The organism is Kitasatospora sp. NPDC004669, from assembly GCF_040609455.1.
In the GTDB taxonomy this organism is placed as follows: Bacteria; Actinomycetota; Actinomycetes; order Streptomycetales; family Streptomycetaceae; genus Kitasatospora.
Genome location: NZ_JBEXKB010000120.1, coordinates 1 through 15,868, shown reverse-complemented (window position 1 = coordinate 15,868; position 15,868 = coordinate 1). Strand labels below are relative to the sequence as shown.

General features: G+C 73.9%; 2 protein-coding genes. Both read left to right on the top strand.

Going from position 1 to position 15,868, the window contains the following annotated elements; all coding sequences use genetic code 11:
- Window positions 1-235: 235 nt before the first annotated feature.
- Window positions 236-14,020: an SDR family NAD(P)-dependent oxidoreductase gene (locus ABZW30_RS44140; RefSeq protein ID WP_355676975.1), complete on the top strand. Its 13,785-nt coding sequence runs from the start codon at window positions 236-238 to the stop codon at window positions 14,018-14,020.
- Window positions 14,013-15,868, top strand: a 1,856-nt coding sequence (locus ABZW30_RS44135) for a type I polyketide synthase (protein ID WP_355676974.1), incomplete at its 3' end; no start/stop codon positions are given. The genes ABZW30_RS44140 and ABZW30_RS44135, both read left to right, overlap by 8 nt.

Here is a 15,868-nt window from a genome sequence, read left to right as displayed (position 1 = left end):
GCCCGCTCCCCACCCCCGTGGGAGCGGGCGGCCCGGGTCCTCCGCGTGTTCTCACGCCCTTCGGCGCCCGCCTGGGTTCCCCGGCGTTCCCGCAGGTCAGCGGCCCCGCAGGGGCGCCGAAGCCCGGGCTTAGAGATCCGCAAGGACGCGGTTAGCCCCCGCGACGACGGTGGTCACGACGAGCGTCCTGACCCGGGTACGCGGCCGGCCCCACTCCGTAGGAGGCAGCGAAGAGATGACTGGTGCCAACGGTTCCCAGAACCTGCCCCTGGAAGCCGAGGACGCGATTGCGGTCACCGGCCTCTCCTGCCGACTTCCGCACGCCCCGGATCCCGCAGCGTTCTGGAAGTTGCTCTCGACGGGCTCCGACGCCGTCACCGACGCCCCCACCGACCGCTTCGGCGACGCACTGAGCGGCCGCCCCGGCGGACGGGCCGGCTTCCTGGACCGCATCGACCGCTTCGACGCGGCCTTCTTCGGCATCTCGCCGCGCGAGGCCGTCACCATGGATCCGCAGCAGCGCCTGATGCTGGAACTCGCCTGGGAGGCGTTGGAGGACGCCGGCATCGTGCCCGGCACGCTGGCCGGCACCCGCACCGGCGTCTTCGTCGGCGCGATCTGGGACGACTACGCCACCCTGCTCCAGCGCAGCGGCGCGCAGTCGCTCACCCAGCACACCTTCACCGGCGTGCAACGCGGCGTGATCGCCAACCGCGTCTCGTACACCCTCGGGCTGAACGGCCCCAGCCTCACCCTGGACGCCGGACAGTCCTCCTCGCTGCTGGCCGTGCACATGGCCGTCGAGAGCCTCCGGCGCGGGGAGTCCACCCTGGCGCTGGTCGGCGGCGTCAACCTGAGCATCGTCCCGGACAGCACCGCACGCTCGGTGAGCTTCGGCGGCCTCTCCCCCGACGGCCGCTGCTTCACCTTCGACGCCCGGGCCAACGGCTACGTCCGAGGCGAGGGCGGCGGCGTCGTGGTGCTCAAGCCGCTGGCCCGCGCGCTGGCCGACGGCGACCCGATCTACTGCGTGATCCGCGGCAGCGCCACCAACAACGACGGCGCCACCCCCGGTCTGACCGTCCCCAGCGCGCAGGCCCAGGCCGAGGTGATCCGGCTGGCCTGCGAGAACGCCCGGATCGAGCCCATCGCCGTCCAGTACGTGGAACTGCACGGCACCGGCACCCCGGTCGGCGACCCGATCGAGGCCACCGCGCTCGGCTCCGCCCTCGGCAGTGACCGCCCCGCCGAACACCCGCTGCACGTCGGCTCGGTGAAGACCAACATCGGCCATCTGGAGGGCGCCGCCGGTATCGCCGGCCTGCTGAAGACGGCGCTCAGCATCCACCACCGCAAGCTGCCGGCCAGCCTCAACTACGCCTCCCCGAACCCTGCGATCGACCTGGCCGGGCTGCATCTGGAGGTCCAGCAGGAGTGTGCGGCCTGGCCCTCGCCCGACGCCCCGCTGGTCGCGGGCGTCAGTGCGTTCGGCGTCGGCGGCACCAACTGCCACGTCGTGGTCACCGAGCCGCCGGCCACCGCCGCCGGCGGCACCCGGGAGGGCCAGGACGCGCCCGCCCTGCTCCCCTGGCCGGTGTCCGGCCGCACCGAGCAGGCGCTGCGCGCCCAGGCCGCCCGACTCGCCAGGGCCCTGCCGGCCGAGGCCCGGGCCGCCGACGTCGCCCACTCCCTCGCCACCACCAGGACGTCCTTCGAGCACCGGGCCGTCCTGCTCGGCACCGACACCGCCGACCTGCGCGAGCGGCTGGCCGTGCTGGCCAAGGGGCAGGACGCGCCCGGACTCGTCCGCGGCGTCGGCGACGACCACGGCCGGACCGTCTTCGTCTTCCCCGGCCAGGGCTCCCAGTGGGCCGGCATGGCCCTGGAGCTGCTGGACGCCTCCCCCGCCTTCCGCGAGGCGATCGCCGAATGCGCGAACGCCCTTGCCGCATACGTTGACTGGGACCTGCTGGAGGTGCTGCGCGGCGCGCCCGACGCGCCCGGCCTGGACGCGGTCGACGTCGTCCAACCGGTGCTCTTCGCGGTGATGGTGTCGCTGGCCCGGCTGTGGGAGTCGGTCGGGGTGCGCCCCGACGCGGTGGTCGGCCACTCGCAGGGCGAGATCGCCGCCGCGTACGTCGCCGGCGCCCTCAGCCTGGACGACGCCGCCCGGGTGGTCGCCCTGCGCAGCCGCGCCATCACCGCACTCGCCGGACAGGGCGGCATGGCCTCGGTCGCGCTGTCGGCCGAGCAGGCCGAACGGTTCATCGCGCCGTGGGACGGGCGGCTCGCGCTCGCCGCCGTCAACGGCTCTGCCGCCGCCGTGATCTCCGGCGACGCGACCGCCATCGACGAACTGCTCACCGCCGCCGAGCAGGCCGACGTCCGGGCCCGCCGGATCCGGGTCGACTACGCCTCGCACTCCGCGCACGTCGAGACGATCCGCGAGCAGCTGCTCGCCGAACTCGCCCCGATCCGCCCGCGCGCCGGCGAGGTGCCGTTCTACTCCTCCGTCACCGGTGGACTGCTGGACACCGCCGGGCTCGACGCCGACTACTGGTACACCAACCTTCGCCGCCCGGTCCGCTTCGACCGCGCCGTCGAGGCGCTGCTCGCGGCCGGCCACCGCACCTTCGTCGAGAGCAGCCCGCACGGCGTGCTCACCCTCGCCATCAGCGAGAGCCTGGAGGAGGCCGGCGCCGACCGGGCCCTGGTCCTGGGTACCCTGCGGCGCGACGAGGACTCCTGGCGCTCCTTCCTCGGCGCGCTCGCCGAACTGCACGTCAACGGCGCCGCGGTGGACTGGTCCGCGCTGCTCGCGCACCACGCGCCGCACCGGGTCGCCCTGCCCGGCTACGCCTTCCAGCGCCGCCGCTACTGGCCCAAGCCCCCGGCCGACGGCGACGGCACCGAGACCGCGTTCTGGCCCGCCGCCGGCGAGGCCGAGCCCGAGCCCGAGGAGCGGCCGCTGCCCGCCGCCGGGTCCTCGTGGGCGCGCCGCCTGGACGGCCTCACCGACACCGAGCGGGAGGAGGTCCTGCTCGACCTGGTCCGCTCCAGCGCCGCCATCGTCCTCGGCCACCTCAGCGCGAACGCGGTCGACTCCCGGCGCACCTTCAAGGAGCTCGGCTTCGACTCCGCGCTCGGCGTGGAACTGCGCAACCGCCTGGCCGCCACCGTCGGCCTCGCCCTGCCCGCCGCACTGGTCTACAACCAGCCCACCCCGACCGCCCTGGCCCGCCACCTCCTCGACCGGCTGGCCGGCGGCGAGGGCGCCGGAGCCGCCGAGACCGCCGTGGTGAGCGACGAGCCGATCGCCGTCATCGGGATGGCCTGCCGCTTCCCGGGCGGGGCCGACTCCCCCGAGGCGCTGTGGCGCCTGGTCGCCGACGGTGTGGACGCGATCGGCGAGTTCCCCGACAACCGCGGCTGGAACCTCACCGAGCTGTACGACCCGGAGCCCGGCACCCCCGGCAGGACCTACGCCCGCTACGGCGGCTTCCTCTACGACGCGGACCGGTTCGACGCCGCCTTCTTCGGCATCAACCCGCGCGAGGCCACGGCCATGGACCCGCAGCAGCGGCTGCTGCTGGAGACCAGCTGGGAGGCGTTCGAGCGGGCCGGGGTCGACCCCGCGCAGCTGAGCGGCAGCCGCACCGGCGTGTTCGTCGGCGCGATGCCCCAGGAGTACGGCCCCCGACTGCACGAGGGCGGCGAGACCTACGGCGGCTTCCTGCTCACCGGCACCACGTCCAGCGTCGCCTCCGGCCGCATCGCGTACACCCTCGGGTTCGAGGGCCCGGCCGTGACGGTGGACACCGCCTGCTCGTCCTCGCTGGTCGCGCTGCACCTCGCGGCGCAGGCCCTGCGGCAGGGCGAGTGCGGCCTCGCCCTGGCCGGCGGTGTCGCGGTGATGTCCAGCCCCGGCATGTTCGTCGAGTTCGGCCACCAGCGCGGCCTGGCCACCGACGGCCGGTGCAAGGCGTTCTCGGCCGCCTCCGACGGCACCAGCTGGGCCGAGGGCGCCGGCATGCTGCTGCTGGCACGGCTCTCCGACGCCCAGGCGGCCGGACACCGGGTGCTCGCGGTGATCCGCGGCTCGGCGGTCAACCAGGACGGCGCCAGCAACGGCCTCACCGCGCCGAACGGCCCCTCGCAGGAGCGGGTCATCCGTACGGCGCTGGCCAACGCCCGGCTGACCGCCGACCAGGTCGACGCGGTCGAGGCGCACGGCACCGGCACCAGGCTCGGCGACCCGATCGAGGCGGAGGCACTGCTGGCCACCTACGGGCAGCAGCGTGATCCCGAACGGCCGCTCTGGCTGGGCTCGTTGAAGTCCAACATCGGCCACGCGCAGGCCGCGGCGGGCGTCGGCGGCATCATCAAGATGATCGAGGCGATGCGCCACGGCGTGCTGCCCCGCACCCTCCACGTGGACGAGCCCACGCCGCACGTCGACTGGACCGCCGGCGCGGTCGAACTGCTCACCGAGGCCCGCGCGTGGCCGCAGACCGACCACCCTCGCCGGGCCGCCGTGTCGTCCTTCGGCATCAGCGGGACGAACGCCCATGTGATCCTGGAGGCCGCGCCGGAGAGCGCCGTCGAGGAGGACGAAGCCTCCGAGGTGCTGCCGCCGCTGCTGATCTCAGCGAAGAACGAACCGGCCCTGCGCGAACAGGCCGCCCGGATCCGCGAGTTCATCGGCTCCGACAGCGACCGGCACCCCGCCGAGGTCGCCCGGGCCCTGGCCGCCGGACGGACGCTCTTCGCGCACCGGGCGGTGGTGCTCGGCGAGAGCCGCGAGGAGCTGCTGGTCGGCCTGGCCGCGCTCGCCGAGGGGTCGTCCAGCCCGCAGGCCGTCCAAGGGACGGTCCGCGGCGGCAGGCTCGCCTTCCTGTTCACCGGACAGGGCGCCCAACGCCTCGGCATGGGCCGCGAGTTGTACGAGACCCAGCCCGTGTTCACGGCAGCCTTCGACGAGGCCTGCACCGCACTGGACACCCACCTGGAACGGCCACTGCGCGAGGTGATCTTCGGCGACGAGGACGCCCTCAACCAGACCCAGTACACCCAACCCGCCCTGTTCGCCCTCGAAACCGCGCTCTTCCGCCTCTACGAATCGTGGGGCGTCACACCCGACTACGTCACCGGCCACTCGATCGGTGAGCTGACCGCCGCCCACGTCGCCGGCGTCCTCTCCCTCCCCGACGCCGCCCGCCTCGTCGCCGCACGGGCGCGGTTGATGCAGTCCGCCCCCGCCGGCGGAGCCATGATCGCCATCCAGGCCACCGAGGACGAACTGCGCGAGCACCTCACCGACACGGTGTCGATCGCCGCCCTCAACTCCCCCGACTCCACCGTGATCTCAGGCGACCCCGAGATATGCGAGCGGATCGCCGCGCACTTCAAGGGACTTGGGCGCAAGACCCGCAAGCTCACCGTCTCCCACGCCTTCCACTCCCCCCACATGGACCCCATCCTCGACGCCTTCCGCACCGAGGCAGCCCAACTCACCTACCACCAACCCAAGATCCCCGTCATCTCCAACGTCACGGGCCAACTCGCCGACCGCCTCACCTCACCCGACTACTGGACCGACCACATCCGCCAGACCGTCCGCTTCACCGACACCATCCGCACCCTCGCCGACAACGGCGTCACCACCTACGTCGAACTCGGCCCCGACCCCGTCCTCACCGCCCTCACCCACACCACCCTCGACGACGAGCACACCCTCGCCATCAGCACCCTCCGCCACAACCACCCCGAAACCCGCACCACCACAACCACCCTCGCCACCCTCCACACCCACGGCCACCCCATCACCTGGCCCCACCTCCACGGCACCGCCACCAACCCCACCGACCTGCCCACCTACCCCTTCCAACGCGAGCGCTACTGGCTCAAGCCCGCCACCGACACCGCCGGCGCGGGAGCCCTCGGGCTGACGGCCATCGAGCACCCGATGCTCACCAGCCAGACCGAACTGCCCAACGGCCGGGGCTACCTGTTCACCGGCCGGCTCTCCGCCGACAACCCGGCGTGGGCCCCGGAACACGAGATCTACGGCACGTACATCCTGCCCGGAGTCTCCTTCGTCGACCTGCTGCTGCACGTCGCCCGGATCGTCGGCTGCGACCAGATCGAGGAGCTCACCCACCGCACCTTCCTGGCGATCCCCGAGCGGGGCGCGCTCCAAGTGCGGCTGGCGGTCGACGCGGCGGACGAGTCGGGTGCGCGCGGCTTCGCGCTGTACTCGCGCGCCGAGGAGGCCGAGCCCGGCACCGACTGGACCCTGCACGCCACCGGCTCCCTCGCGGTGGGCGAACCGGCGGGCGCGTTCGAGCCGTTCGAGGAGGGCGACTGGCCGCCCACGGACGCCACGCCGCTGGACATGACGGAGTTCTACACCCGGATCATCGACGCCGGCTTCGGCTACGGCCCGCTGTTCCGCTCGCTGCGGGCCGCCTGGCAGGACGGCGACACCACCTACGGCGAGGTCGCCTTCCCGGCCGACGTCGACGCCGGCGCGTACGGCGTCCACCCCGGGCTGCTGGACTCGGCGCTGCAACCGGCCGCGCTGGTGCTGGGCGCGACCCCGGCCGAGGACAGCATCCGGGTGCCGTTCTCCTGGAGCGGCGTCGCCATCCACTCGGTGGGCGCGACCCGCCTGCGGGTCCGGCTCTCCCGGCCCACCCCGGACACCGTCTCGCTGGACATCGTCGACCACACCGGCGCACCCGCGATCACCATCAGCTCGCTGGCGATGCGCGCCGTGGCGACCGACCAGATGGCCGCCGCCGCCGCCCAGACGACCGCGGCGCTGGAGCTGTACCAGGTCGACTGGACGACGCTGCCCGCCCCGGCCCCGGCGGCCACCGTCGAGCGGCACTGGGCGGTGCTCGGCGACACCGCGCTGACCGAGACCCTGCGCCGCACCGACACCACCGTCACCGGATACCCGGACGCGCTCTCGCTGCGCGCCGCCCTCGGTGCCGACGAACCCGCCGCAGCCCCGCAGCTCGTGCTGGTCCCCGCCCTGGACGGCCCCGACGCCACCGCCGGGCGTGCCCACCGGATCACCACCGACGTCCTCACGGCCCTCCAACAACTGCTCGCCGACGAGGCGTTCACCGCGAGGATCGCCGTGGTCACCCGCGGGGCGGTCCCGGTCGGCGACGAGCAGCCGACCGACCTCGGCGGCGCCGCCGTCTGGGGCCTGGTGCGCACCGCGCAGTCCGAGAACCCCGGCCGGATCGTCCTGGTGGACCTGGACGACGCGCCCGCCTCGGCCGCCGGCCTGCCCGCCGCCCTCGACCTGGACGAACCGCAACTCACCCTGCGGGACGGCGAGGTGGCCGTCCCCCGACTAGCCCGGGCGGCCTCGGCCGAGCGGACCGAGCCGGCCTTCGACACCGACGGGACGGTCCTCGTCACCGGCGGCACCGGCGCCCTGGGCTCGATGCTGGCCCGGCACCTGGTGGCCGAACACGGCGTGCGGCACCTGCTGCTCACCAGCCGGCGCGGACCGGACGCCCCGGGAGCCACCGAACTCTGCGCCGACCTCGCCGAGTTGGGGGCAACCGTACGGATCGCCGGGTGCGACGCGGCCGACCCGAAGGCGCTCGCCGAGTTGCTGGACGCCGTCCCGGCCGCGCACCCGCTGCGCGCCGTCGTGCACTGCGCGGGCGTCCTGGACGACGGGACGATCCCGGCGCTGACCGCCGAGCGGATGGACACCGTCCTCACCCCCAAGGCGGACGCCGCCTGGAACCTGCACACCGCCACCCAGGGCCTGGAACTGACGGCCTTCGTCCTCTACTCCTCGGTCGTCGCCACGCTCGGTGCCCCCGGCCAGGGCAACTACGCGGCCGCCAACGCCTACCTGGACGGCCTGGCCGCGTACCGTCGGGCCCAGGGCCTGCCCGCGACCTCGCTCGCCTGGGGCCTGTGGGCCGAGTCCGGCGGCATGGGCGGCACGCTCGGCGAGCAGGAACAGCAGCGCATGGCCCGCACCGGCGTCGTCCCGATGCCGGACGCCCAGGGCCTGGCCCTGTTCGACACCGCGCTCGCGCACGACCGGGCCCTGTTGGTCCCCGCCCAGCTCAACGGAGTCGGCCTGCGCGCCCAGGCGAGCGCCGGCACCGTCGCACCGATCTTCACCGCGCTGTACAAGCCGCGTCCGCGCCGTGCCGTCGAGGCCGGCCCCGCCGTCGGGGAACACGGGCTGGCGCAGGAGCTGGTGGCCCGCGGCGAGGCCGAGCAGGGTCCGTTCCTGCTCGACTTCCTCGGCCGGCACATCGCCACCGTGCTCGGCCACGACCCGTCCACCGCGATCGACCCCGAGAGCTCGTTCAAGGACCTCGGCTTCGACTCGCTGACCGCCGTCGAGTTGCGCAACACCCTCAGCAAGGCGGTCGGCATCCGGCTGCCCGCCACCCTGACCTTCGACCACCCGACGCCCGGCGCGATCGCCCGCCACCTGCGGGAGGAGTTGCTCAGCTCGGCCGTTCCGCAGGCCAAGCCGGCCGGCGGCGCCACCGGCCGCAGCCGGACGCCGAAGAACGACGACCCGATCGTGATCGTCGGCATGGGCTGCCGCTTCCCCGGCGGCGCCGACACCCCCGAGGCGCTGTGGCGGCTGGTCGCCGACGAGGTCGACGCGGTCGGCGACTTCCCCGACAACCGCGGCTGGGACCTCGACGCGCTGTTCGACCCGGACCCCGAGGCGATCGGCAAGACCTACGCCCGCCAGGGCGGCTTCCTCTACGACGCGGACCGCTTCGACGCCGACTTCTTCGGCATCAGCCCCCGCGAGGCGCTCGCCCTCGACCCCCAGCAGCGCCTGCTGCTGGAGACCAGCTGGGAGGCCATGGAGCGGGCCGGCATCGTGCCGGGCACCCTGCGCGGCAACCAGATCGGCGTGTTCGCGGGCGTGATCACCCAGGAGTACGGACCGCTGGTGCGCACCGGCACCGAAGGCGTCGAGGGGTACCTGCTCACCGGCTCCACGGCGAGCGTCGCCTCCGGCCGGCTCTCCTACGCCTTCGGCTTCGAGGGCCCGGCCATCACCGTCGACACCGCGTGCTCCTCCTCGCTGGTGGCTCTCCACCTGGCCGTCCAGGCCCTGCGGGGCGGCGAGTGCACCATGGCGCTGGCCGGCGGCGTCACCGTGATGGCCAACGCGGGCATGTTCCTGGAGTTCAGCCGACAGCGCGGGCTCGCCCCCGACAGCCGGGCCAAGTCCTTCTCCGGCGCGGCCGACGGCACGATCTGGGCCGAGGGCGCGGGCATGCTGCTGCTGGAGCGGCTCTCGGACGCGAAGGCCGCCGGGCACCAGGTGCTCGCGGTCATCCGTGGCACGGCCGTCAACCAGGACGGCGCCAGCAACGGCCTCACCGCCCCCAACGGGCCGTCGCAGCAGCGGGTCATCCGCACCGCGCTCGCCGACGCCCGGCTCACGGCCGCCGAGGTCGACGCGGTCGAGGCGCACGGCACCGGCACCAAGCTCGGCGACCCGATCGAGGCGCAGGCCCTGCTGGCCACCTACGGTCAGGCGCACACGCCCGAACAGCCGCTCTGGCTCGGCTCGTTCAAGTCCAACATCGGCCACGCGCAGGCTGCGGCCGGCGTTGGCGGGATCATCAAGATGGTCGAGGCGATGCGCCACGGCGTGCTGCCCCGCACCCTCCACGTGGACGAGCCCACGCCGCACGTCGACTGGGAGTCCGGCGCCGTCGAGCTGCTCACCGAGGCCCGGCCGTGGCCCGAGACCGACCACCCGCGCCGCTCCGCCGTCTCCTCCTTCGGCATCAGCGGCACCAACACCCACGTGATCCTGGAGGCGCCGCCCGCCCCCGCTCCCACGATGGCGGCCCAGCCCGCAACGGCCCCCGCCATGCCGCTGCTCCTGTCGGCGAAGAGCCCTGCGGCGGTCGCCGCGCAGGCCGCAGACCTGCGCAACTGGCTGACGTCACACCAGGACGCCTCGGCCACCGAGGCCTCGGCACTGCTCGCCGCCGGACGGACGCTCTTCCCGCACCGGGCGGTGGTGTTCGGCGCCGACCGGGAGGAACTGCTGGCCGGACTGGCGGCTGTGGCCGAGGGGTCGTCCAGCCCGCAGGCCGTCCAAGGGACGGTCCGCGGCGGCAAGCTCGCCTTCCTGTTCACCGGACAGGGCGCCCAACGCCTCGGCATGGGCCACGAGTTGTACGAGACCCAGCCCGCGTTCACGGCAGCCTTCGACGAAGCCTGCGCCGCACTGGACACCCACCTGGAACGGCCACTGCGCGAGGTGATCTTCGGCGACGAGGACGCCCTCAACCAGACCCAGTACACCCAACCCGCCCTGTTCGCCCTAGAAACCGCGCTCTTCCGCCTCTACGAATCGTGGGGCGTCACACCCGACTACGTCACCGGCCACTCGATCGGTGAGCTGACCGCCGCCCACGTCGCCGGAGTCCTCTCCCTCCCCGACGCCGCCCGGCTGGTCACAGCCCGGGCCCGGTTGATGCAGTCCGCCCCCGCCGGCGGCGCCATGATCGCCATCCAGGCCACCGAGGACGAACTGCGCGAGCACCTCACCGAAGCGGTGTCGATCGCCGCCCTCAACTCCCCCGACTCCACCGTGATCTCAGGCGACCCCGAGACCGCCGAACGGATCGCCGCACACTTCAAGGACCTCGGACGCAAGACCCGCAAGCTCACCGTCTCGCACGCCTTCCACTCCCCCCACATGGACCCCATCCTCGACGCCTTCCGCACCGAGGCAGCCCAACTCACCTACCACCAACCCAAGATCCCCGTCGTCTCCAACCTCACCGGCCAACTCGCCGACCAACTCACGACGCCCGACTACTGGGCCGAGCACATCCGCCAGACCGTCCGCTTCACCGACACCATCCGCACCCTCGCCGACAACGGCGTCACCACCTACCTCGAACTCGGCCCCGACCCCGTCCTCACCGCCCTCACCCACACCACCCTCGACGACGAGCACACCCTCGCCATCAGCACCCTCCGCCACAACCACCCCGAAACCCGCACCACCACAACCACCCTCGCCACCCTCCACACCCACGGCCACCCCATCACCTGGCCGATCCCCACGCCCTCCGGCGCCACCATCCGCACCGCCGATCTCCCCACCTACCCCTTCCAACGCGACAGTTACTGGCTCAAGCCCGCCACCCGGTCCGCCGACCTGGCCTCCGCCGGACTGACCACGACCGACCACCCGCTGCTGGGCGCAGCCGTCGTCCTCCCCGACGGGACCCGGCTGTTCACCGGCCGCGTCTCGCTGAAGCAGCAGCCGTGGCTGTACGACCACGTGGTGTTCGGCACGGTCGTCCTGCCGGGTGTGGCCTTCCTCGACCTGCTCTCGTACGCCGGTGGGCAGGCCGGGTTCGGCCGGCTGGACGAACTGGTCCACCACGCGTTCCTGGCCGTACCCCCGCAGGGCGCGCGGGACGTGCAGATCACCGTCGGCACCCCGGACGAGACCGAGCGCTGCCCGTTCACCATGTACTCCCGACCGGCCGACGCCGCGCCGGAGGAGGAGTGGACCCGGCACGCCAGCGGGTACCTCGCCCGGGAGGTCGGGCAGCCGTCCTTCGACCTGTCCGTCTGGCCGCCGGCAGGGGCGACCCCGGTCGACATCGACGCGTTCTACCGGACCTTCATCAACCGCGGGTACGAGTACGGCCCGATGTTCCAGGGCTTCAAGGCCGGCTGGCGGCTCGGCGAGGACGTGTACGCCGAGATCGCGCTGCCGGACGACGGCGACGAGGAGAACTACGGCCTCCACCCGGCCCTGCTGGACTCCGCGCTGCACCCGCTGATGCTCTGGTACGGCGCCGAGGACGGCGTCCGGCTGCCGTTCTCCTGGAGCGGGGTCACCCTGCACGCGACCGGGGCCCGGCACGTGCGGGTGCACCTGTCCCGCCCGGAGCCGGACCTCGTCGCCCTGGAGATCGCCGACCGCTCCGGCGCCCCGGTGATGACCATCGAGGCGCTGGCCATGCGCCCGGTCGGCGCCGATCAATTGGCTGCGGCCCGCACCAAGCAGCCGGACTCGCTCTACCGGGTGCAGTGGAGCCGGATCGCCGCCGGGTCGGTCCGGCCGGCCGCACTGCCGTACGCCGTCCTCGGTGACAAGGACCTGGCCGACCGACTGGTCCGGCTGGGCATCGCCGCGGAGGTGCACGACGGCCCGGGCGCGCTCCAGTCGACGGTGCCCGCCGGGATCGCAGGCCTGCTGCTGCCGGTGGCGGCCGCCGAGGAGGGCGTCGTCGCCGGGGCACACGCCACCGCGGCCGCCGTCCTGGCGACCGTCCAGGAGTTCCTGTCCGACGGGCGACTGGCCGGAACCGTGCTGACCGTCCTCACCGAGGGCGCGATCGCCGCCCGGGACGACGAGGACGTGCCCGACCTCGCCGCCGCCGCCGTCTGGGGCCTGGTGCGCACCGCGCAGTCCGAGAACCCCGGCCGGATCGTCCTGGTGGACCACGACGGCGGCGACCCGTCCCTGCGCGCCCTGCCCGCCGCCCTCGCCGGCGACGCCCCGCAGTTCGCGCTGCGCGCCGGCGAGCTGCTGGTGCCCCGGCTCGCCAAGGCCACCGTCACCGCCGAGTCGCCCGTTCCGCTCGACCCGGCGGGCACCGTGCTGATCACCGGCGGCACCGGCACCCTCGGTGCGCTGATCGCCCGCCGGCTGGTGACCGGGCACGGCGTACGGCACCTGCTGCTCGTCGGCCGGCGCGGACCGGACGCTCCGGGAGCCGCCGAACTGGTCGCCGAACTGCGGGAGTCGGGAGCCGAGGTCACCGTCGCGGCCTGCGACACCGCCGACCGCGACGCGGTGGCCGCCCTGATCGACGCGGTCCCGACCGAGCACCCGCTGACCGCCGTGGTGCACGCCGCCGGCGTGCTGGACGACAGCACCCTCCCGGCGCTGACGGCCGAACGGCTCGGCGCGGTGCTGCGGCCGAAGGTCGACGCGGCCTGGCACCTGCACGAGGCGACCGAGCACCTCGACCTGCGGGCCTTCGTCCTCTTCTCCTCCGTCGCCGGTCTGATCGGCAACGCCGGCCAGGCCAACTACGCGGCCGCCAACACCTTCCTCGACGCCCTCGCGGCCCACCGCCGCGCCCGCGGCCTGGGGGCTCTCTCGCTGGCCTGGGGCCTGTGGGAGCTGGAGAGGGGCATGGCGGGCGCCCTGGACGAGGCTGGACGGGCCCGGCTGACCCGGGGCGGCATCGCACCGGTGCCGACCGCGCAGGCGCTCGACCTGTTCGACCTCGCCCTCGGCCACGACCAGCCGCTGCTGGTCCCGGCCCGGCTCGACCTCACCGGGTTCGGCGGGGACAACCCCGCCGTGCCGCCCCTGATGCGCGGCCTGGTCGGCACGACCGCACGCCGCCGGGCCAAGGACACCGTGGACGCGGACACCTTCCGGCAGCGGCTGGCCGGCCGCGGCGAGGAGGAGCAGGTCCGGATCCTGGAGGAGCACATCCTGGGCCAGCTCGCCACCGTCCTCGGCCACAGTTCGGCGGCGGCGCTGAGCAGCCAGGCCGGTTTCCTGGAGACCGGCCTCGACTCGCTGACCGCCGTCGAGTTCCGCAACACCCTGAACCGGAACACCGGACTGCGACTGCCCGCCACCACGCTGTTCGACTACCCGACCCCGGCCGAACTCGCCGCCTTCCTGCGCGCCGAGTTCGCGCCCGAGGCGGCGGGCGCGGCGGGCGCGGCGGGCGCGGACGCGACGGGCGGCACCCCGCCGCTGCTCGCGGCCGAACTGGACCGGCTGACGGCCGACGCGGCCACCCTGCGGTCCGACGCCAGGAACGACCTGATCCTGCGCCTGCAGGACGTCCTCGACAGGCTCACCGAGCTGGACGGGACAGCCGGATCCGATCCGGCGGACGACGCCGCCGCCGCGCGGATGAACTCCGCGACCGACGACGAGATCTTCGACTTCATCGACAACGAGCTGGGACTGGGGGCAGACGGTGAGTGAGGACAAGCTCCGCGACTATCTGAAGCGGGTCACCACGGAGCTCCAGCAGACCCGGCAGCGGTTGCGGCAGGCCGAGTCCGCCGCCCGGGAGCCGATCGCCATCGTGGCCATGGCCTGCCGGTTCCCCGGCAGCGCCGACACCCCCGAGGCGTTGTGGCGGCTGGTCTCCGACGGGGTGGACGCGATCGGCGACTTCCCCGGCAACCGCGAGTGGGCGCTGTCCGACCTCTTCGACCCGGACCCGGACGCCGCGGGCCGCAGCTACGCGCGCCAGGGCGGATTCCTCTACGAAGCCGACGAGTTCGACGCCGAGTTCTTCGGCATCAGCCCCCGCGAGGCGCTCGCCCTGGACCCCCAGCAGCGGCTGCTGCTGGAAACCAGCTGGGAGGCGATGGAGCGGGCCGGCATCGACCCGACCGCACTGCGCGGCACGGCGGCCGGTGTCTTCACCGGCGTGTCCAACCACGAGTACGCCTCGCTCACCCACCAGGGGCCCGAGGACGTCGAGGGCTACGTCCTGACCGGCAACACGCTGAGCGTCGCGTCCGGCCGCATCTCCTACACCCTCGGGTTCGAGGGGCCCGCGGTGACGGTGGACACCGCCTGCTCGTCCTCGCTGGTGGCGATCCACCTGGCCGTCCAGGCGCTACGCAGCGGCGAGTGCGGCATGGCGCTCGCCGGCGGCGCGGCGGTCATGTCGACGCCCGGGATGTTCCTGGAGTTCAGCCGCCAACGCGGGCTGTCCCCGGACAGCCGCTGCAAGTCCTTCGCGGCCTCGGCCGACGGCGTGATCTGGGGCGAGGGCGTCGGCATGCTGCTGCTGGAGCGGCTCTCCGACGCCCAGGCAGCCGGGCACCCGGTACTCGCGGTCATCCGCGGCACCGCGATCAACCAGGACGGCAAGAGCAGCCAGCTCACCGCCCCCAACGGGCCCGCGCAGCAGCGGGTGATCCGGGCCGCGCTGGCCAACGCCCGGCTGTCGGCCGACCAGGTCGACGCGGTCGAGGCGCACGGCACCGGCACCAGGCTCGGCGACCCGATCGAGGCGCAGGCCCTGCTGGCCACCTACGGCCGGGCCCACGACACCGAACAGCCGCTCTGGCTCGGCTCGTTGAAGTCCAACATCGGCCACACCCAGGCGGCGGCCGGCGTCGGCGGCGTCATCAAGATGGTCGAGGCGATGCGCCACGGCGTGCTGCCCCGCACCCTCCACGTGGACGAGCCCACGCCGCACGTCGACTGGGAGTCCGGCGCCGTCGAGCTGCTCACCGAGGCCCGGCCGTGGCCCGAGACCGACCGCCCCCGCCGCTCCGCCGTGTCGTCCTTCGGCATCAGCGGGACGAACGCCCACCTGATCCTGGAGGCGGCACCGGAGAGCGTCGTCGAGGAGGACGAAGCCGCCGAGGTGCTGCCGCCGCTGCTGCTCTCGGCCCGGAACGAGCCGGCGCTTCGCGAACAGGCGGCGCGGCTGGGCGAGTTCCTCGACACGGTGACGGACGTCGACCGGCTCGCGCAGGCCGCCCGCGTGCTCGCTTCCGGACGGGCGAAGCTGCGGCACCGGGCGGTGGTGTTCGGCGCCAGCCGGGAGGAGCTACTGGCCGGACTGGCGGCTGTGGTCGAGGGGTCGTCCAGCCCGCACGCCGTCCAGGGGACGGTACGCGGCGGCAAGCTCGCCTTCCTGTTCACCGGACAGGGCGCACAACGCCTCGGCATGGGCCGGGAGTTGTACGAGACCCAGCCCGCGTTCACAGCGGCCTTCGACGAAGCCTGCGCCGCACTGGACACCCACCTGGAACGGCCACTGCGCGAGGTGATCTTCGGCGACGAGGACGCCCTCAACCAGACCCA